The 19221-nt window shown below is 62.0% G+C and carries 14 protein-coding genes; 11 read left to right on the forward strand and 3 right to left on the reverse strand.

What is annotated here, in order from left to right; all coding sequences use genetic code 11:
• Positions 1–598: 598 nt before the first annotated feature.
• A complete protein-coding gene (locus BMX61_RS21885) occupies positions 599–1966 on the reverse strand; it encodes a PleD family two-component system response regulator (protein WP_075628884.1) in 1368 nt (455 codons plus the stop codon).
• 99 nt (positions 1967–2065) lie between these two features.
• Positions 2066–2437, reverse strand: coding sequence for a response regulator (locus tag BMX61_RS21890; RefSeq protein ID WP_075629186.1), 372 nt, complete (start codon positions 2435–2437; stop codon positions 2066–2068).
• Between the two features lie 280 nt (positions 2438–2717).
• Between BMX61_RS21890 and BMX61_RS21895 the strand changes: the two genes are divergently transcribed.
• The 5 genes from BMX61_RS21895 to BMX61_RS21915 all read left to right on the forward strand — a co-directional run bounded on the left by BMX61_RS21895 (position 2718) and on the right by BMX61_RS21915 (position 7624).
• The gene (locus tag BMX61_RS21895; RefSeq protein WP_234794780.1) at positions 2718–3032 is read left to right on the forward strand and encodes a DUF3572 domain-containing protein; all 315 of its coding nucleotides are present in this window, start codon (positions 2718–2720) and stop codon (positions 3030–3032) included.
• An 11-nt stretch (positions 3033–3043) separates the two neighbouring features.
• On the forward strand, positions 3044–3706 hold the full coding sequence (locus tag BMX61_RS21900) for a hypothetical protein (protein ID WP_092743019.1): 663 nt from the start codon (positions 3044–3046) through the stop codon (positions 3704–3706).
• 139 nt (positions 3707–3845) lie between these two features.
• Positions 3846–5132: a DNA polymerase IV gene (locus BMX61_RS21905; RefSeq protein WP_075628886.1), complete on the forward strand. Its 1287-nt coding sequence runs from the start codon at positions 3846–3848 to the stop codon at positions 5130–5132.
• 366 nt (positions 5133–5498) lie between these two features.
• Positions 5499–6863, forward strand: a complete 1365-nt coding sequence (locus tag BMX61_RS21910; protein WP_075628887.1) for a L,D-transpeptidase family protein — start codon at positions 5499–5501, stop codon at positions 6861–6863.
• A 53-nt stretch (positions 6864–6916) separates the two neighbouring features.
• The gene (locus BMX61_RS21915) at positions 6917–7624 is read left to right on the forward strand and encodes a uracil-DNA glycosylase family protein (RefSeq protein WP_083639559.1); all 708 of its coding nucleotides are present in this window, start codon (positions 6917–6919) and stop codon (positions 7622–7624) included.
• Positions 7625–7649: 25 nt separating this feature from the next.
• Here BMX61_RS21915 and dnaE read toward each other — a convergent pair whose 3' ends face one another.
• The gene (gene dnaE, locus BMX61_RS21920; protein ID WP_075628889.1) at positions 7650–11153 is read right to left on the reverse strand and encodes a DNA polymerase III subunit alpha; all 3504 of its coding nucleotides are present in this window, start codon (positions 11151–11153) and stop codon (positions 7650–7652) included.
• A 1315-nt stretch (positions 11154–12468) separates the two neighbouring features.
• Between dnaE and BMX61_RS21925 the strand changes: the two genes are divergently transcribed.
• The 6 genes from BMX61_RS21925 to BMX61_RS24830 form a co-directional block, all read left to right on the forward strand.
• Positions 12469–12819, forward strand: a complete 351-nt coding sequence (locus BMX61_RS21925) for an STAS domain-containing protein (RefSeq protein WP_075628890.1) — start codon at positions 12469–12471, stop codon at positions 12817–12819.
• Positions 12816–13184: a response regulator gene (locus BMX61_RS21930; RefSeq protein ID WP_075628891.1), complete on the forward strand. Its 369-nt coding sequence runs from the start codon at positions 12816–12818 to the stop codon at positions 13182–13184. Before BMX61_RS21925 ends, BMX61_RS21930 begins: the two co-directional genes overlap by 4 nt.
• The gene (locus BMX61_RS21935) at positions 13181–15193 is read left to right on the forward strand and encodes a chemotaxis protein CheA (protein WP_075628892.1); all 2013 of its coding nucleotides are present in this window, start codon (positions 13181–13183) and stop codon (positions 15191–15193) included. The genes BMX61_RS21930 and BMX61_RS21935 overlap by 4 nt, the downstream gene beginning before the upstream one ends.
• A complete protein-coding gene (locus BMX61_RS21940) occupies positions 15190–15693 on the forward strand; it encodes a chemotaxis protein CheW (protein WP_075628893.1) in 504 nt (167 codons plus the stop codon). Before BMX61_RS21935 ends, BMX61_RS21940 begins: the two co-directional genes overlap by 4 nt.
• Positions 15694–16167: 474 nt before the next feature.
• The gene (locus tag BMX61_RS21945; protein ID WP_075628894.1) at positions 16168–18195 is read left to right on the forward strand and encodes a HAMP domain-containing methyl-accepting chemotaxis protein; all 2028 of its coding nucleotides are present in this window, start codon (positions 16168–16170) and stop codon (positions 18193–18195) included.
• Positions 18196–18343: 148 nt separating this feature from the next.
• The coding region (locus tag BMX61_RS24830; protein WP_170855000.1) for an MCP four helix bundle domain-containing protein at positions 18344–19221 on the forward strand (878 nt) is incomplete at its 3' end.

A 19221-nucleotide genomic window follows, 5' to 3' on the forward strand; every position in this document is an offset into this window, starting at 1 on the left:
AGCAATGGCAGGTATGGTTAAAGCAAGCTTACTGCCCTGCTGGCCAAGAATGGAGACCGGCTGGCAAATTTTAACGAAAATCGGCCGTCCACAATCAGTACAGAATTGCGTGAAGAGATTGCGGTAGGCTCTCAGGCAAGTGCGACAAAGGCCTGAAATTGCACGATAAGTTTATGCACACGCAAGCATGGCGAGCATCGGGGCGCAATCCGCGCGAAAAAGCGCATGCTCGCCTGTCGGTAACCCGCAGCGTCTATCCCGTTGCGCAGCCAATCATCCAGAAGGCCTGTGGATAAAGAGCGGCTCAGCATCGTCTGCCGAGCGACCGTCACACACGCTTGCCGCCCGAATCGAACTCAATCTAAAATTGCAGAAATTATTTCCTTATATTTCTATGGGCGCGATTTCTGACGATTTTCCAACAGCGAAGATGTGGGTGGCGGGGGAAAGGAGCGAAAAGCGTACCTGTTGGCAGAACCGCATCCCAGCTTTTCCGACGTGAGTCTGTTGGGCGCATCTGGTGCGGAAAGGACGCGCCCCGTGCTACCCAAGGCTCTCGCGGCTGGTATGCACAGGCCGCGCGCGTCTCATCTATGCCTCAGGCCGCTTCGGACACCACCTGGTTGCGTCCGCGATTCTTCGCCTCGTACAGCGCCGTGTCCGCCCGCTTCAGCATGGCCTCGGGCGTGTCGTCCGGACCATGCAGCACGGCAAGGCCCATGGAAGCGGTGATCGGCAGGCTGATACCCTCACGGCCGATGGTCACCGGCACGTCTTCAACGGCCCTGCGCAGCCGCTCGGCGATCTGAACAGCAGCAGGCATGGTCGTATCGGGGAGCACCAGCACGAACTCCTCCCCGCCATAGCGACAGGCGAGATCGGCTCCGCGCACGGCAGAGCGAATGCGCCGGGCAAATTCGCGGATGACATCGTCCCCGACATCATGGCCGTAAACGTCATTGACCGATTTGAAGCGGTCGATATCGGTGATGCACAGCGCCAGCGGCTGGCCGCGCTCAATCGCTCGGGCCATCAGATTGCGCAGATGCGTATCGAGATAGCGCCGATTGTGCAGGCCTGTCAGGCCGTCGATCACGGCGAGCTCGATCGTCTCGCGCAGGCTTGCGCGCAGGCGGTCATTGCAATGCTTACGGCGGATCTGGCTGAGCGAGCGCGCCAGCAGCTCGTTGGGATCGACCGGCCGCATGAGATAATCGCTGACGCCGAGATCGAGGGCGCGCACGACCAGATCCTCGCTGCCCTGCTCGACGATCAGCAGAACGGGAATATAGCGCGTGCGCTCCAGCGAGCGCAGCTGGGAGCAGAGTCGCAGCGGATCGTAATCCTCGAAATTGGCATTGACGATGATCAGGTCGAAACTGCGTTCGGCCGCCTCGAAAAGGGCCGCCTGCGGGTCCGACATGGCGATGATCTCGCCGATCGGCCTCAGCGCGCGCGACAGCCGTTCCTGCGAACTGGCGCGGGCATCCACCAGGAGGATGGAGCCTGGCTCGTCCGGGCGCTCATAGCGTTCAAGGTCATAGAGCCCGACGGAGCGGGCGGTTTCGGCGCGCAGGCGCAATTCGTCGCTGACGGCCTTCAGCCGCGCCAGGCTTTTGACCCGCGAAAGAAGCTGGAGGTCGTTGACCGGTTTGGTGAGAAAATCGTCGGCGCCTGCCTGAAGGCCGCGAACGCGGTCGGAGGGCTGGTCGAGCGCTGTGATCATCACCACGGGAATATGGGCAGTGCGGCTGTTGGCCTTCAGCCGCTCGCAGACCTCGAACCCATCGATGCCAGGCATCATGACATCGAGCAGCACGATATCCACGGAGACCTTGTCGCAGATGGCCAGCGCCTCATAGCCGTCGGCCGCCGTCAGCACCTCGAAATATTCGGCCATCAGCCGCGCTTCCAGCAGCTTCACATTGGCGGGAACGTCATCGACGACGAGAATTCGGGCGGTCATTCGGTCGGTTTCCTGTTTGGCACCGGAGGATCGGCCTTGGGGGCCGGTGCCTTGAAAGGCAGGACGATGCCAGCACGGCCGGCCAGCGTGGAAACGCCGTTAGGCATCGCCAAGATAGATGCGGATCGTCTCGAGGAATTTCGGCACCGAGATCGGTTTGGAGACATAGGCCTCGCAGCCGCCCTGGCGGATCCGCTCTTCATCGCCCTTCATCGCAAAGGCGGTGACCGCGATGACCGGGATCTTGTGCAGCTCGTCATCCTCCTTGAGCCAGCGGGTCACTTCGAGGCCGGAAACCTCCGGCAGCTGGATGTCCATCAGGATCAGATCCGGCTTGTGCTTGCGGGCCAGATCAAGCGCCTCCAGGCCGTTGCGCGTCTGGATCGTTCCGTAGCCGGATGCTTCGATCAGATCTCGAAAGAGCTTCATGTTCAGCTCGTTGTCTTCAACAATCATGACCTGCTTGGGCATGCGGCAAACCTCTTCACGGACGAGCCTCATCATGGGGCCGGAATAGAGACTTCGACCGGAAAGGCCGCCTTGCGGCGCCATCCGGCCGGCGAATGGGCGGGCAAGGCCTCATGCCCCGCCACGCTGGCTGTCACTCCAGCAAGGCCGCAGCACCGGGAAAGATCAATCCTTCGGGGATCGCCACCGGCTCAATCAGCTTGCACGAGCGGGCCGCAAAGGGTTAAACCTCATCGACCGTTGCAAACCTTAGGCCGCTTTGGCTGAATATTGGGTAAATTCCGTGCGTCCGCCGTTCACCCGTTCGCCTTCCCGCATTCCGGCCGTCGATGCCGAGACCATTGCCGTCACCGCGCTGGGCTGGATCGCCGCCGAGCCGGAGCAGATCTCACGCTTTCTGGCGCTGACCGGCGCCGATGTCTCGGACCTGCGCGCGGCTGCGGCCGAACCGGGCTTTCTCGCCGGCGTCCTCGATTTCGTGATGAGCCATGAGCCGACGCTGATGGACTTCTGCGCTGCCAGCGAGCTCGCCCCAGACGCCGTGGCCGCCGCCTGGCAGAAGCTTGCCGGCCGCTTTCTCGATTCCGGTCAGGCGTAACGACGATGACGATGGCCGATGACACCCTGGAATTCGATCCGGTCTGTCTGGATCACGTCCGCCTGGGGGCCAGGCCGCTAGCCGTCTTCGACATTGACGACGTGGTCCTGCAGTTCCTCGTGCCGTTCGAAGCCTATCTGACCAGCCTTGGCCTGCGGCTGATACCGCGTTCCTTCCGCCTGCATGGCAATATTCTGGCATCGGCCACCGAAGAAGCATTGCCGGATGACGAAGTCAGCGCGCTGATCCTCAGTTTTTTCGAAGCACAGGAGCGGTGGCAGACGCCGTTTGCGGAAGCGGTCGAGGTGCTGCACGATCTCGCGCGCACGGCTGATGTCGTGTTCCTCACGGCCATGCCGCCTGTCTACGCCATCCAGCGGCGCCGGCTTTTGGACCGGCTGCAGCTCGATTTTCCGCTGATCGCCACCGAAAGCCCAAAGGGCCCGGTGGTCGCCCGGCTCCATGGCGGGCGACCCCTGCCCGTGGCCTTCGTCGATGACATGGTGCGCAATCTCTCCTCGGTCGGCACCCATGTGCCCGATTGCCTGCTTCTGCACATGATGCCGGAATCGGAAATGCACCGCCATGCGCCCCAGGCCGAGGGACTGGCTTTGCGTGCGCGTGACTGGCGCGAGGCCGAGCGCATCCTCGCGGCGCACTTCCTCGTCGACTGAGCACTGGCACCCCCGTCACTTGCCCCGCCTTTGATCAAGCCGACCCTGTGGAGGAGCCGGCCGCGTCCGTGCGCATGGCTTGCGGCGGCCAGCGGCCGGTTCTATGGTGGCTTCGTTCAACTTATGTTCCGTTTCGCCGATGAGCAGCGCCTCTCCTTCCGCCCCCGGCTTCTGCCGGGACTGCCTGCGCGAACACAGATCGACGCAGCGCCGCTGCGTGGCCTGCGGCAGCCCCAGGCTGGTGCGACATGACGAACTCTATGCGCTCTCCATCGCCCATATCGATTGCGACGCCTTTTATGCCTCGATCGAGAAGCGCGACAATCCTGAACTGGCCGACAAGCCGCTGATCATCGGCGGCGGCAAGCGCGGCGTGGTCTCCACCGCCTGCTATATCGCCCGCATCCACGGCGTGCGCTCGGCCATGCCGATGTTCAAGGCGCTGGAAGCCTGCCCACAGGCTGTGGTCATTAAACCGAATATGGAAAAATATGTCAGCGTCGGCCGACAGGTCCGGGCGATGATGCAGGATCTGACGCCGCTGGTGCAGCCGCTGTCGATCGATGAGGCCTTCCTCGACATGGGCGGCACCGAGACGCTGCATCGCGCGCCGCCCGCTCAGGTGCTTGCCCGCTTTGCTGCGCGCATCGAGGCCGAAATCGGCATCACCGTGTCGGTTGGCCTCTCTTACTGCAAGTTCCTGGCCAAGGTCGCCTCCGACCTGCAGAAGCCGCGCGGCTTTTCCGTCATCGGCCGGGCGGAGGCTTTGACCTTCCTCAAGGACAGGCCTGTCACCACCATCTGGGGCGTAGGGAAAGCCTTTGCTGCTTCGCTGGCCGCCGATGGCATTCACACCATCGGTCAGTTGCAGGAGATGGAGGAAGGAGACCTGATGCGCCGCCATGGCACCATGGGCCAGCGCCTCTTCCGCCTCTCGCGCGGCATCGACGAGCGGCCCGTCGAGCCGGAAAGCATCGCCAAGAGCGTTTCGGCGGAAACCACCTTCAACGACGATCTGAGCAGACCTGAAGAACTGACCGCGCATCTGCGTGCACTGAGCGAAAAGGTGGCCGACCGGCTGCGCAAGAGCGAGCATGCCGGACAGACCGTCGTCTTGAAGCTGAAGACCGCCGATTTCAAGCTGCGCACACGCAACCGCCGGCTGGAGAGCCCGACGCGGCTGGCCGACCGGATCTTCCGCACGGGAATGGAGCTTCTGGACCGCGAGGCCGACGGAACGCGCTTCCGGCTGATCGGCATCGGCGTCAGCGATCTTTCCGATCCTGCGCTTGCCGATCCACCGGACCTCGTGGACACCGGCGCCACACGCCGCGCGGCGGCCGAGGACGCCATGAACCGCCTGCGCGACAAATTCGGCCGCGCGAGCATCGAAACCGGCTACACGTTCGGGCGGAAGAGGCGGTAAGGTCTGGTTGACTGCCGGCTGTCTCATCCATCGTCTGAGGCGCTGCCCTGATCTGCCGCACGGCGCTCAGCATGGCGCGACGCTCGCGCCCTGGAGCGGAAATGAGATCGCGGCAGGCGTGCTCACACGGAACTCCAATCCTGCCGTAAGCCCAGCAGAGGATATGGAGCACTTTCCACAGAAATCGGCGTCAAGATGCCAGCATCGGCCCTGATGGGTAAGCGTTTCGTTAGGTTTAATACGGCAGGCTGGAAGACGGCGTGCAGGTGTCCGTTGAAGGACTAGTCGCTGCTTTGCTCAATCTTCTCCTCGGCTTCTGAAAGCCGACCTCGGCCATGATGGCCGATGCCCAGCCGGACGTGTTTCATGGTTCTGCGTCATGTCTTGAGATCGGGCTTTGTTACAGCCCTGGTGCTTCTCTCCACCACGGCGCTGGCGGCCGATGCGAAGCCGCCCTTGCAGATCGTCGTCTCGCGCGACAGCCAGTCGCTCACCGTTTATGACGGCGACAAGGTGGTGGCGACATCGCGCGTATCGACCGGCAAGCGTGGGCATGCAACGCCGACCGGCATCTTCTCGATCCTGGAGAAGCGGCGCTATCACGAAAGCAACATCTATTCCGATGCGCCCATGCCCTTTATGCAGCGGCTGACCTGGTCGGGCATTGCACTGCACGGCTCCGGCCATGTGCCACGCACCCCCGCCTCGCATGGCTGCGTGCGCCTGCCCAGCCAATTTGCCCGTGATCTCTTTGCCATGACGCGAGGTGGGCTTCATGTGATCATCGCCGACGACGCGCCGGTGCCGCAGCGGGTGGACAATCCCGCACTGTTCCATCCGCCGGTGGCGCTGCTGTCGGACGTACCGCTTCGCCCTGCAGTTTCGCAGGCCTCGGCAGCCATGCAGGGGCCAAGCCTGCCGGACACGCCGGAAGGCCAGACGGTGAAGCTCGCCATGAGCGATGCCGCGCCGGCCGCCGCCGCGATGACGCCGGACCCCCAGCCCCTGCCCCCAGCCCCTCCGGCGCCGGGCAGCGAGGCACCGGCAAGCCTCTCCAAGGACCAGGCGACAGGCTCCGGCACAGCGGCTCTCGCTGCCACCAATTCGCCCATTCGCATCCTGATCACCCGCCGAAGCCAGCGCGAGACGGTGATGAGCGCGCAGGAAGCGCTAAATGCGCTCGGCTATGATGCCGGCCTTGCCGATGGCCAGCTCGGCACGCGAACCATTGCCGCCATCCAAGCCTTCCGCACGGCTGAAAACCTGCCGGCACCAGGCCGCTCATCCTCCGGCCCGCTGAGCGAGGACATTCTCTCCACCCTCTATGCCAAGGCCAACCGGACGCCGCCCCCGGCAGGGCACCTGCTGGTGCGCCGCGATTTCAAGCCGTTGATCGAAGCGGAGATCGGCATCCGGGCGCCCGAACAAGCGCTAGGCACCCATTTCCTGCAATATCACGCGGCCGACAAGACGGAGCCGCAGGCCGGCTGGACGGGAATGAGCCTTGCGGACAACCTGCCCAAGCCGATGCTCAAGCGTCTGGGCATTACCGATCCGACACCGCCGCTGTCACTCGATGCGGTGCTCGACCGGCTGGAGATCCCCGAAGCGCTCAACACGACCATCAGCGCTCTGATCACGGACGGCGCCTCGCTGTCGATCAGCGACCGGGCGATGAGCGCGGAGACAGGCCAGGGGACGGATTTCGTGACGCTGACGCAGCCGGGTTGAGAACAGCAGGCAAAGGTCTTGCCTTTTAGGCCGTTCTTCAGCGATGTTGGTTTATGGAGAAGGTGTCGGGATCATTACCAAGTGCTATAAGCGAAGCTCTTGCTGGCTTGCCTGAATGGCTATTGGAGAGACCTGGAAAGGTCTTTTACTCTGGCAAGTCCGCCTTCGTGAATGCAAAGCGTTCCTCGCTTTACATTCTCGGTCTGAACCCAGGCGGAAGCCCCGTGTCCGAATCGGAGGAAACGGTCGGCCGATCATTGACCAGTTTTTATGAACGCGAGGACGATTGGTCGTCTTATACTGAATCCTGGAAAAGTAAGCCTCCCGGACAATATGGGATGCAACCGCGCGTGCAGCATCTTCTGAAAGCACTCGGCCGATCCCCGACCTCAACGCCTTCAAGCAATGTCGTCTTCGTTCGCACGGCGCGAGCCAAAGATCTTCAAGAGGAAAAAAGGGCGCTGCTCGACGCGTGTTGGCCTGTCCATGAGGCGGTCATTACAAGCCTGCAGGTAAAAGTCATTATTTGCTTTGGCGCGGAAGCCGGCGCATGGGTACGGCAAAAGCTCGGGGCAAGAAAGACCGATGCCTTCGACTCGTTTCGCGAGACGTACGACAAGCGCAACTGGCTGAGCCAGTCATATCGGGCACCAGACGGACGGATCATCGTTCAGGTTTCCCATCCGTCCATTGCTGACTGGACGGCGCCTCACGCAGACCCCTCAGACCTAGTCCGCCGCGCGATCGAAGCAGCTAGCTAGGCGCAAGGCCCTCCGATCTTCATCGCTACACCAGCTCCACATCCACCACACCCGGCGCTGAGCGAAGGGCAGCGGCGATCTCCGGCGAGATCCGGTATTTGTCGTTGAGTTCCACCTCGATCTCGCGCTGGCCATTGTCCTTGATGATGATGAACGAGACCAGACCCTCGCCCTTGGCATTGAGATGGGTGGCGATAGAGCGAAGCGGGCCGCTGTCGCGGACATAGACGCGCAACGCCTTCTGCATCTGCAGCGAGCGCTCTTCCAGCGATTGCAGCGTCTGGAGCCTGAGCCCGATGCCTTCGGGCCGCTGCTCGGCCTGCACCGTCATGACGAGCGATTTGCCGGGCTCGAGCAGGTCGCGATATTGCGCCAGCATTTCGGAAAACAGCACGGCCTCGAACTGTCCCGAGGCGTCCGAGAAGGATATGATGCCCATCTTGTTGCCGGTGCGGGTCTTGCGCTCCTGCTTGGAGGTGACTGTGCCAGCCAGCCGGCCCGCCGTTGCCCCCTTCTTCACCGAGACGGAGAAGTCCGCAAAGCTTTGAACCCGCATCTTCGCCAGCAGATCGCGATAGGTGTCGAGCGGGTGCGCGGAGAGATAGAAGCCCAGCACCTGGAACTCGCGGTGCAGCTTTTCCGAAGCGAGCCAGGGCGTGAAATGCGGCAGCACGATCTTTTCCGGCCCGGTGGCACCGCCCGCGCCGAACATATTGCCCTGGCCGCTGACCTTGTCGCTATGCGCCTTCTGGGCAAAGCCGAGGATGCGGTCGAGACCGGCGATCAGATGCGCCCGGTCATGGCCGAAGCAATCGAACGCGCCGGCGCAGACGAGGCTTTCGAAGACGCGGCGGTTCAAAAGCTTGGGGTCGATGCGCAGGCAGAAATCCTCGATGCTCTCGAACGGCTTGTCGCCGCGCACGGCGACGATGTGGTCCACCGCCGCCTCGCCCACACCCTTGATGGCGGCGAGCGCGTAGAAAATGCAGTTCTCGCCCGTCTCGAAGCGGCGGAAGGAGGTCTGCACCGAAGGCGGCACCACCTTGATGCCAAGCCGGCCGGCATCCTGGCGGAAGTCGTTCAGCTTCTCGGTATTGGCCATGTCGTAGGTCATCGACGCGGCGAGGAACTCGACCGGATAATGCGCCTTCAGATAGGCCGTCTGATAGGAAACGATGGCATAAGCGGCGGCATGGCTCTTGTTGAAGCCGTAATTGGCGAATTTGGCGAGCAGATCGAAGATCATGTCCGCCTGCGGCTTGGCGACGCCATTCTTGACCGCGCCATCGACGAAGCGGGCGCGCTGCTGGTCCATCTCCGCCTTGATCTTCTTGCCCATGGCGCGGCGCAGAAGGTCGGCTTCCCCAAGCGAGTAGCCCGACAGGACCTGGGCGATCTGCATCACCTGTTCCTGATAGACGATGACGCCCTGGGTTTCCTTCAGCAAAGCGTCGATGGTCGGATGGATCGACTCGATCTCCTCCTCGCCATGCTTGCGAGCGTTATAAAGAGGGATGTTCTCCATCGGGCCCGGGCGATAGAGCGCGACCAGCGCGATGATGTCCTCGATGCAGTCGGGGCGCATGCCGATCAGCGCCTTGCGCATGCCCACGCTTTCCACCTGGAACACGCCGACCGTGTCGCCCTTGGACAGCATCTCATAGGTCTTCTGGTCGTCGAGCGGCAGCGCTTCGAGCTTTACCTCGATGTCGCGCCGCTTGAGGAAATCGACCGCCGTCTTCAGCACCGTCAGCGTCTTCAGGCCGAGGAAGTCGAATTTCACCAGACCCGCCTGCTCCACCCATTTCATGTTGAACTGGGTGACGGGCATGTCCGAGCGCGGATCGCGATACATCGGCACCAGCTTGGACAGCGGCCGATCGCCGATGACGATGCCGGCGGCATGCGTCGAGGCGTGGCGGTAGAGACCCTCGATCTTCTGGGCAATGTCGAGCAGGCGCGCGACGACCGGCTCCTTTTCTGCCTCCTCCTTCAGCCGGGGCTCCTCCTCGATCGCCTTGTAGAGCGGCGTCGGGTTGGCCGGATTATTGGGCACCAGCTTGCAGATCTTGTCGACCTGGCCATAGGACATTTCCAGCACGCGGCCGACGTCGCGCAAGGCGGCGCGTGCCTGCAGAGACCCGAAGGTGATGATCTGTGCGACCTGCTCGCGCCCATATTTGCGCTGGACATAGCGGATCACCTCTTCACGCCGGTCCTGGCAGAAGTCGATGTCGAAGTCCGGCATCGACACACGGTCGGGATTGAGGAAGCGCTCGAACAGCAGCGAGAATCGCAAGGGGTCGACGTCGGTGATCGTCAGGGCATAGGCCACCAGCGAACCCGCGCCCGAACCGCGTCCCGGACCGACGGGGATATCCTGGTTCTTCGCCCATTTGATGAAGTCGGAAACGATCAGGAAGTAGCCGGGGAAGCCCATGCGCTCGATGACGCCAAGCTCGAAATCCAACCGCTCGCGATAGTCCTGCTGGCTATAGCCGGGCGCGAGCCCGAGCGCGGTCATGCGGCTTTCCAGACCTTCGACCGACTGTCGGCGCAATTCGGCCGCTTCTTCGCGCTCGGCCTCCTCGGCATTGGCGCCGGCGCCGGTAAAGCGCGGCAGGATCGGCTTGCGCGTCTTCAGCGTGAAGGAGCAGCGCCTCGCGATTTCCACCGTATTGTCGACCGCCTCCGGCAGATCGGCAAACAGCGCCGCCATGTCCTTGCGGCTCTTCAGATAATGATCCGGCGTCAGGCGGAAGCGGTTGTCGTCCGAAACCATGGCATTGTGCGCCACCGCCATCAGCGCGTCGTGCGCGTCATAGTCGTCGGGTGTCGGGAAAAACGGCTCGTTGGTGGCGACCAGCGGCAGGTCGAGCTTATAGGCGAGATCCACCATACGCGCCTCGTGGCGCTTGTCGTAGCCGGCATGGCGCTGCAGCTCGACATAGAGCCTGTCACCGAACAGCTTGGCCAGTCTGTCCAGGCGGCTCTCGGCAAGCTGCGCCGCACCGGCACGCAGCGCCATGTCGATGGGCCCGGAACCCGCGCCCGTCAGCGCGATCAACCCCTCCGTGCCTTCTTCCTCCAGCCAGGAGGCGCAGATGCGAATGGCGGCGGAGCCCTCGCTGCCGAGATAGGCGCGGCTGATCAGATCGACCATGCGGACATAGCCGGCATCGGTCGCCGCCAGAAGCACAAGCACCGGCGGCTTGGCGAGATGCGCCGCATGGCCGCGCTTTTCGCCCTCGCCCTCGTCTTCCATGTCGATGGCGATCTGGCAGCCGATCAGCGGCTGAATGCCGTCATCCAGGCATTTCAGCGAGAATTCCAACGCAGCGAACAGATTGTTGGTGTCGGTGATGGCAATGGCCGGCTGGCTGTCGGCCACGGCCTTGCCGATGATCTTCTTGATCGGCAGAGCGCCTTCCAGCAGCGAATAGGCCGAATGCACCCGCAAATGCACGAATTGCGGCCCTGCCTCGACCGCCGCACCCTGCGCGCCCGCCACCAATCCCGCATCCGCCATGATCGCCCTCGTCCCTCGGCGGCGTCCCCCCTTATCAGGGACAGCAACGGCGCCGGTATCTGACTGAATCGCCTGCTGCATCCGGCCGGCAAAGGCTACAGGATGGGCTGGAACGCCACGATCCGGATCGCAGCGCGCGGGAACAAAGGGGTTCGGCACGCTCCGGCGGGAAACCGCAGGCTAAAACGGGAGCATAGGGGATTCGGTGGCTCCCGTATCGCGGCATGCCCACATCTTCCGGCTTATCCCCAGTTCCGGCTCAGCCCTTGCCAAGTGGCTCCTCCCGCCGGCCGTGGCAACGCCAGATCGGCGGAGGCATGTCTGCCGACCCCTCCCCGGACGCGACCGGATCGGGTTCAGCGGGATGACGCCGGCATGTCCCTCTCGCATCGAGGGTGCGAGACGAGGAGTAAACTTGCTGGCGCGGCATGCTGAGAAACAGCGCCTTTGCCGCAGGCTTGACGATATGCGTGATGGGTTACACATCCCCTCATCGCATCGCAACAGGAGCCTCGGATTTGGCCGTTTAAAGACCCATGACGATGATGGAGAAGGAGGTGATGAACAATGCGACAGAGGTCAGCGCGGCAAGATCGCGAAGAAGGTCGGACATGCGGTAACTCCCAGGGTTCGGTTATGTTCCGACCATGTTCTTCTTCTGTTCTTTTGTCAATGCGGGTTCGTAAGTCATTTCCATCGGGCTGGAGAGGTGCTGGGTTGTGATTTTCGCCCCTTTGAGCGCAACCGTCCACAGCAACGAACACAAACCCTTCAAGCGGGTATGAACAGGCCTTAATGCAAGCGCTCCCTAACGGGATGCTAAGAAAATTCACCGATCTTTCACAGTGCAACCGGTTAATATTAACGGTTAAAGGAACCTGCTCTTCCGTCCGCGCCCATTTTGTCTTGCCAATCTGCAGGTGTTAGCCTGACGTTAAGCTATCGACCCCAAACTTAAACGCGAAGAACTGGAGAGAGGTGCCGCAGCTACGGCTGTCGGATCGCCCGATTTCCCACATGATAGGGGAGATCCATATAATCCAGCCTTCCTCCGTATGGAGATGCGGCCGTCGCGTGCCGATAAACTGCCCACGCGCTCCACCGCGTCCCCTGCGTTGCTGCCGGACCCACACCCATCGCGTGCACCAACACTTGTCGCTCATGGCCGCGCCACGGCCGAGCGCACGGACCTGTCTTTCTGTGCCTTCCCCGCGGCCGCCAAGGTCTTAGGGCTGATGCGCAGCAAGGCGAGTAGACCATGCCGCCCGTCGACGGATGACACGGGGTGCATGCGAAGAAAAGGAACATGTCGTCGATGACCGCAGATGCCGACCACACCGCATCAGATGGCGCCGAAGCCCACAGGCTGGTGCTGCCGTCGAGCCTGTCGATCCGCCAGGCGGGCGCTACCCGCGAGCTGATCCTTGCTGCGCTTCAGGAGTCTGGCGTCGTTCTTCTCGACGTACCCGACGATGCCGAGGCCGATCTGAGCTTTATCCAGATCGTCGAGGCCGCGCGGCGTCAGGTCGTTTCCCACGGAGGTTCGGTCGCTCTCGCCCATCCGGCGAGCGGTTCCGTTCTTACCACCCTCGAACGCGGCGGCTTCCTGCATGAGATGACCGCCGAAGACCAGCTTTTCTGGTTTCACAGAAAGGAAGCAGCATGAGCGCTCACATTCTCACGGTGGATGATTCCGCCAGTATCCGCATGACCACCAAGATCGCGCTCACCGGCGCCGGCTATCAGGTGACGGAAGCCGTCGATGGCCTGGATGGCCTGAACAAGGCAAAGGCCGGCCAATTCGACCTGATCGTCACCGATCTGAACATGCCCAACATGAACGGCCTGTCGATGATCGAGGCGTTGCGCAAGTCCGCCGCGCATATGGGCGTGCCGATCATCTTCCTGACCACCGAGTCGGATGCCGACATGAAATCCCGCGCCAAGGCCGCCGGCGCCACCGGCTGGATCACCAAGCCCTTCGACGCCGAGCAACTGGTCAAGATCGCGAAGAAAGTCTTGGGCAAATGACCTCTCTGGACCCTATTCAGGTTTTCCGAACGGAAGCGGCCGAGCTGTTCGAGCAGATCGAGACCGGCCTGCTCGACCTTTTGAACGATCTGTCGGATCAGGCGACGATCGATGCCGTCTTTCGCGGATTGCACACGCTGAAGGGGTCCGGATCAATGTTCGGGTTCGAGGCGCTGGCCGCCTTTACCCATCATTGCGAAACCGCCTTCGATCGTGTGCGCAAGGGCCAGGTGCCTGCGACGGCCGAACTGGTTGCGGCGGTTCTCGACGCGCAGGACCACATGAAGGCGCTGGTGTCCACGCCGAACGGCGACCATGAGGAAGCCAGCAACCGCCTTCTGGCCGCCCTGCAGGCCGCCGCGGGAGAGCCATCGGCCCACGCCACCGTCGTTGCCGCGCCGCTGCCGAAGGCAGTTGCCGCCGAGCCTTCGAAGACCGGGGGCAAAGGCTTCCGCATCACCTTCCGCCTGCCGGTCAATGCCATGGCCAACGGCACCAATCCGCTCGGTCTTCTGGATGAACTCCAGGAGCTCGGCAGCTGCACCGTCAAGGCCGATCTTTCCACCGTGCCGACGCTGGACGCGCTGGAGCCGACCGATCTGCACATCGGCTGGACCCTCGACCTCATCACCGACAAGGGTCGCGATGCGATCGATGACGTCTTCATCTTCGTCATGGACGATATGGAATTGACCGTCACCGAGCTTGCGCCGCCGGCCCCGGCTGCTGCACAGGAGGCGTCCGCGGCAGCGGCCCCTGCGCCCGTGGCAGAGGTCGCCGCGAAAGCCGACGCACCGAAGGCACAGGCCGCCGATGCAAAACATGGCGCCAAACAGGCCGAGAATGTGCGCGTGCCGGCCGAGCGCCTCGACGAATTGATGGACAGGGTCGGCGAGCTGGTCATCGCCCAGTCGCGCTTGTCGCAGCTTGCCGGCTCCAGCGCCGATATCCATCTGCGCGCCGTGTCCGAAGATGTCGAACGCCTCTCCGGCGAACTGCGCGATACGATGATGGTGCTGCGCATGGTGCCGGTCGGCAGCCTGTTCGGCCGCTTCCGGCGCCTCGTGCATGATCTGGCCCGTGAAACCGGCAAGGTGATCGAGCTGGAGACCGAGGGCGAAACCACCGAGGTCGACAAGACCGTCATCGAACGTCTGGCCGATCCGCTCGTCCATCTCGTGCGCAACTCGGTCGACCATGGCCTGGAGCCGCCAGATGAACGCGTCGCCTCTGGCAAGGAGAAGACCGGCCGGGTCATCCTCTCGGCCCGCCAGTCCGGCGGCGAGGTCATCATCACCATCAAGGACGATGGGCGCGGCGTGAACCGCGAGCGCGTTCGCGCCAAGGCCGAAGCCTCCGGCCTCATCCAGCCCGGCCAGATGCTGACGGATCAGGAGCTATTGCAGCTGATCTTCCAGCCAGGCTTCTCCACGGCGGCACAGGTTACCAACCTCTCGGGCCGCGGCGTCGGGATGGACGTCGTCAAGAAGACGGTCGAGGCGTTGCGCGGCATTATCGATATCCGCAGTGAGCCGGGCCGTGGCTCGGAAATCTCGCTGCGCATCCCGCTGACGCTCGCCATCATCGACGGCCTGCTCGTGCGTGTCGGCTCCGGCAGCTATGTCATCCCGCTTTCGGCGGTCGAGGAATGCCTCGAACTGTCACTCGAAGACGATTTGCGCTCGCGCGGCCGCAGCTTTATCTCGTTGCGGGATAATCTCGTGCCCTTCCTGCGCCTCAGAGAGCTGTTCGAGACCGGGACGCCGCCGGATCGCTACCAGAAGATGGTGGTCATCTCGACGGGCGACGAGCGGGTCGGCCTCGTCGTCGACCAGATCATCGGCGATCACCAGACCGTCATCAAATCCATGTCGAAGCTGCATCACGACGTCGTCACCTTCTCGGGCGCGACGATCCTCGGAGATGGCAACGTGGCCCTCATTCTCGACGTGACTCACCTCGTCGCCGTCGGCCAACAGCAGGAGGCGCATTTGCGCGCAGCAGGATGAACGTAGAAACCGTCAAACATGCTTTCGACCATGTCTGGAACGGCCAGGACGAACTGTCCGTTCTCACCTTCAGCCTGAACGGCGAAACCTTTGCTATCGAAGCGATCAACGTTCAGGAAATTCTTGACCTCCTGCCTGAGACGCGGGTGCCGGGCGCCAAGCCATTCGTTGCCGGCGTCATCAACTTTCGCGGACGGGTGATACCGATCGCCGACCTGCGCCGCGCCTTCGGCATGGAAGCGACCGAAGCCACGATCGACAGCCGGATCGTCGTCGTCGAACTGACGCTGGATGGCGAGCCTTGCCTTGTCGGCATCCGCACCGACAAAGTGCATGAGGTGACGACGCTTCCGCGCTCGGCCGGCGAGCCGCCACCGATCGTGGGCATGCGCTGGCGCCCGGATTTCATCCATTGCCTGGTGCGGCGGGGTTCGGACTTCGTGATCATTCCCAATCTGGAAGTGATCTTCTCGACCCAACCTGCCCGCGCTGCGGCATAGACTCTGCACTCTCGACGCGCCGGGCGAACCTGCCAGCGGCGCGTCGCTGACCTTGAGCGTCGCGCACTTCCAGTACCGGCAAATCCCTACAGGCTGCTGCGCAGGACAGACTCTCTCGGACATTGTTGATCGGAAGAACGGGGATAACCTCGTCTCCAGCGCTCCGATCTCGCCAAGAATGCTTTGGTCTTAAAGGTCGAGAGGCCTGTATCCCATCATGGCTATTTCAGAACCTCCACTCGACATCCATTAAAGCATCGTCCGAACCACGAATTTCCGTACCCTCGTTTTTCCAATTCAAATAAATATAAACCTTAATATCATTTCATTTTTATTATTTAATGACAGTTCATTATTATATACTTTTACTCTTTTTCATATTTGTGTCAATTTCTCAGAAGATTTTCGTAATATTTATTTTGTAAGCTCTCCCTACCATCGACTGCGATGGACTTTTCTATCGGGGGAAAAGCGATGCGCTTTACGATTAAGACTAAACTGATACTGGCATTTGGAATCACCATTTCGTTGCTTTTAGCGATGACGCTTTATGGCGTATCGAGCCTGTCGACGATCAACCAGTCCTCGACGGCGACCATCGAAGGCCCAGCCCGGCGGCTGGAATATGCTCTGACGGCGTCCGGCAAGATGTCCGAAGCGATCCGCGCGCAGAAGAATGCGCTGCTGTCCAAGTCACCGGAAGAAGTCAGCAAATACACGCTTGCCAGCAATCAGCTGAACGACGAACTCGTCGCCATTGCACAGGCCGGTCTGGACATCGCCACGGAACAAGGCAAGGCCTATTGGATCTCCGTCATGGACGATGCCGCGAACTTCAAGTCGGAGTCGGCGCGTCTTCCCGCACTTCAAAGCGCCGGAAATCTCGAGGCCGCCATTCAGCTGTCAAATGGCCCCTTGCGCGACCTCGCCGTAAAGATGGGCCAAGCCGTCAACAAGATCATCGAAATCCAGAAGGCGGGCATGAAGCAGGCCGCCGAAGACAACGAGGCGCTGTATAGCGGCACGCGCACCATGCTCTTCGCCCTGGCCGCCGGCGCAACGGTCATCGCGATTATCGCCGCCGCCTGGATCGCGATCGGCATCAGCCGCGGCCTGAAGAAGATTACGGTTGCCGCCAATGGCGTCTCTCTCGGCGACCTCGACCAGAACATCGACGTGCGCACCAATGACGAGATCAAGGATCTGATCGACACGATCAATGTCATGACCGCCAATTTGCGCAACACGGCAGGCGTTGCAAACCAAATTGCGGCCGGCGATCTCGCGGTCGATGTCAAGCCTCTGTCAGACCGCGACACGCTCGGCATTGCCATGAAGAGCATGGTCGCGAATCTGCGCGACACCGCAGCCGCCGCCAACCAGATCGCTCTGGGCGATCTTGGCCGGGATGTCGTGCCGCTGTCGGAGCGTGACACGCTGGGCATCGCCATGAAGACGATGGTCGCCAATCTCCGTAATACCGCCGATGTCGCCGACAAGATCGCCAATGGCGACCTGACCGTCAACGTCAAGCCGATCTCCGACAAGGATGTACTCGGCAGCGCCTTGGAGACCATGGTCGAACGCCTGCGCGGCGTTGTAACGGACGCTCTGGCCGCGTCCGACAACGTCTCCTCCGGCAGCCAGGAGCTCTCCTCGGCCTCCGAGCAGGTCTCGCAGGGCGCGACCGAACAGGCGTCCTCCGCCGAAGAGGCCTCCGCCTCGATGGAGGAGATGGCCGCCAACATCAAGCAGAACGCCGACAACGCCGCCCAGACCGAGAAGATCGCCCGTCAGTCCGCCAAGGATGCCGAGATCTCCGGCCAGGCCGTCAACCGCGCCGTCGGCGCCATGCGCACCATCGCCGAGAAGATCTCCATCGTGCAGGAAATCGCTCGTCAGACCGATCTCCTTGCGCTCAACGCTGCCGTCGAGGCTGCGCGTGCTGGCGAACATGGCAAGGGCTTTGCCGTGGTCGCCTCGGAAGTCCGCAAACTGGCAGAACGCTCGCAGGCCGCTGCCGCGGAAATTTCGGCTCTCTCCGGCGATACCGTTCAGGTGGCGACAGAAGCCGGCGATATGCTGAACCGACTGGTGCCCGACATCCGCAAGACCGCCGAGCTGGTCTCGGAAATTTCGGCCGCCTGCCGCGAACAGGACATCGGCGCTTCGCAGATCAACGAGGCGATCCAGCAGCTCGACAAGGTGACCCAGCAGAATGCCGGGGCATCGGAAGAGATGTCCGCCACGTCGGAAGAACTCGCCGCACAGGCCGAAGAGCTGCAGGCGTCGATCTCCTTCTTCCGGGTCGAACAGAGCGGTCGGCAGGCAGTCGCTCCCGCAGCGGTGTCGCGCAGCAAGCCATTTTCGGCCGGCGCCAAGCCAAAGTCAGCGGCGCCTGTTCGGCAGACCGTCGCCACACAGCAGGCGCGGGTTAAAGGCTACGCACTGGATATGGGCGGCCCGGATGACGACGACGACGCTTTTCGTCAGTCCGCATGAACCATGCCTTAAGCGGTCATCCGCTAGGATAAATCCGAAAATTACATGCCGCGCGCTTTGCGGCATGTAGACCATCCCAGTCTAGTTTATTTTTGCGATGGGGCCGCAAAAATAAAAGTAAACTATTCTTCACATTGAGGAACCAGTCATGCGTCTGAGCATCAAGTTCAAACTTTTCTTTGCTTTCGGCCTGATCATTACGCTCTTGATCGGCGTTTCCTTCTATGGACTTTACAGCCTCAACAACCTGAACAGCGCGATCACGGATGTCATCCAGGGACCTGCCAAGCGGATGGAGCTGGCCTATCAGGTCAATGTCGCAGCGGTCGAAACGATCCGGGCCCAGAAGAACGCTCTGCTGACCGACAAGGCTACGGAAGCGCATGATTTCGCCACGAAGGCTCTTTCCCAGATCGATCTGGCTGTCGATACAGCCAATCGCGGCATGGCGCTCGCCAGCGAGCAGGGCCGCCCGAGTTGGGCGAAGATCATCGACAAGGGCAACCAGATGCGCCAGTCGTCCCAGCGGCTCGTCAGCGCCATCGATCAAGGCAACAAAGCCGACGCCATCTCCCTGTCGAACGGTGAGATCCGTACACTTTACGCGGATCTGAGCGAGGCCGTCACCGCACTTGTCCGCATTCAGCAGGAGGCCATGGCCAAGGCAGATACGGATACGGACGCACTATACGCCCAGACCAGCCTGTTTATGTCGATCTTGGCCGGATTTGCGCTCGTCATTGCCGCAGGCGCCGCGCTCTGGCTCGCGCTCAGCATCAATTCCGGACTGCGCAAGATCAAGCTGGTTGCCGATGCGGTCGCGATCGGCGATCTGAACCAGACGGTCGAGATCCGCAGCAATGACGAGATCAAGGACGTGATTGACACCGTCAATCTGATGACCAGCAACCTGCGCGACACGGCCGGCACCGCAGACCGGATCGCGCTTGGCGACCTCTCCACCGACGTCAAGCCGCTCTCCGACAAGGATACGCTCGGCATCGCCATGAAGAGCATGGTCGTCAA

It is taken from the genome of Xaviernesmea oryzae (genome assembly GCF_900109605.1).
Lineage (GTDB): Bacteria > Pseudomonadota > Alphaproteobacteria > Rhizobiales > Rhizobiaceae > Xaviernesmea > Xaviernesmea oryzae.

Excerpts from the sequence above, each read along its gene's own strand:
- BMX61_RS21885 (WP_075628884.1), bottom strand. The coding sequence starts at position 1,966 with ATGACCGCCCGAATTCTCGTCGTCGATGACGTTCCCGCCAATGTGAAG.
- BMX61_RS21890 (WP_075629186.1), bottom strand. The coding sequence starts at position 2,437 with ATGCCCAAGCAGGTCATGATTGTTGAAGACAACGAGCTGAACATGAAG.
- BMX61_RS21900 (WP_092743019.1), top strand. The coding sequence starts at position 3,044 with ATGGCCGATGACACCCTGGAATTCGATCCGGTCTGTCTGGATCACGTC.
- BMX61_RS21905 (WP_075628886.1), top strand. The coding sequence starts at position 3,846 with ATGAGCAGCGCCTCTCCTTCCGCCCCCGGCTTCTGCCGGGACTGCCTG.
- BMX61_RS21910 (WP_075628887.1), top strand. The coding sequence starts at position 5,499 with ATGGTTCTGCGTCATGTCTTGAGATCGGGCTTTGTTACAGCCCTGGTG.
- BMX61_RS21915 (WP_083639559.1), top strand. The coding sequence starts at position 6,917 with ATGGAGAAGGTGTCGGGATCATTACCAAGTGCTATAAGCGAAGCTCTT.
- dnaE (WP_075628889.1), bottom strand. The coding sequence starts at position 11,153 with ATGGCGGATGCGGGATTGGTGGCGGGCGCGCAGGGTGCGGCGGTCGAG.
- BMX61_RS21925 (WP_075628890.1), top strand. The coding sequence starts at position 12,469 with ATGACCGCAGATGCCGACCACACCGCATCAGATGGCGCCGAAGCCCAC.
- BMX61_RS21930 (WP_075628891.1), top strand. The coding sequence starts at position 12,816 with ATGAGCGCTCACATTCTCACGGTGGATGATTCCGCCAGTATCCGCATG.
- BMX61_RS21935 (WP_075628892.1), top strand. The coding sequence starts at position 13,181 with ATGACCTCTCTGGACCCTATTCAGGTTTTCCGAACGGAAGCGGCCGAG.
- BMX61_RS21940 (WP_075628893.1), top strand. The coding sequence starts at position 15,190 with ATGAACGTAGAAACCGTCAAACATGCTTTCGACCATGTCTGGAACGGC.
- BMX61_RS21945 (WP_075628894.1), top strand. The coding sequence starts at position 16,168 with ATGCGCTTTACGATTAAGACTAAACTGATACTGGCATTTGGAATCACC.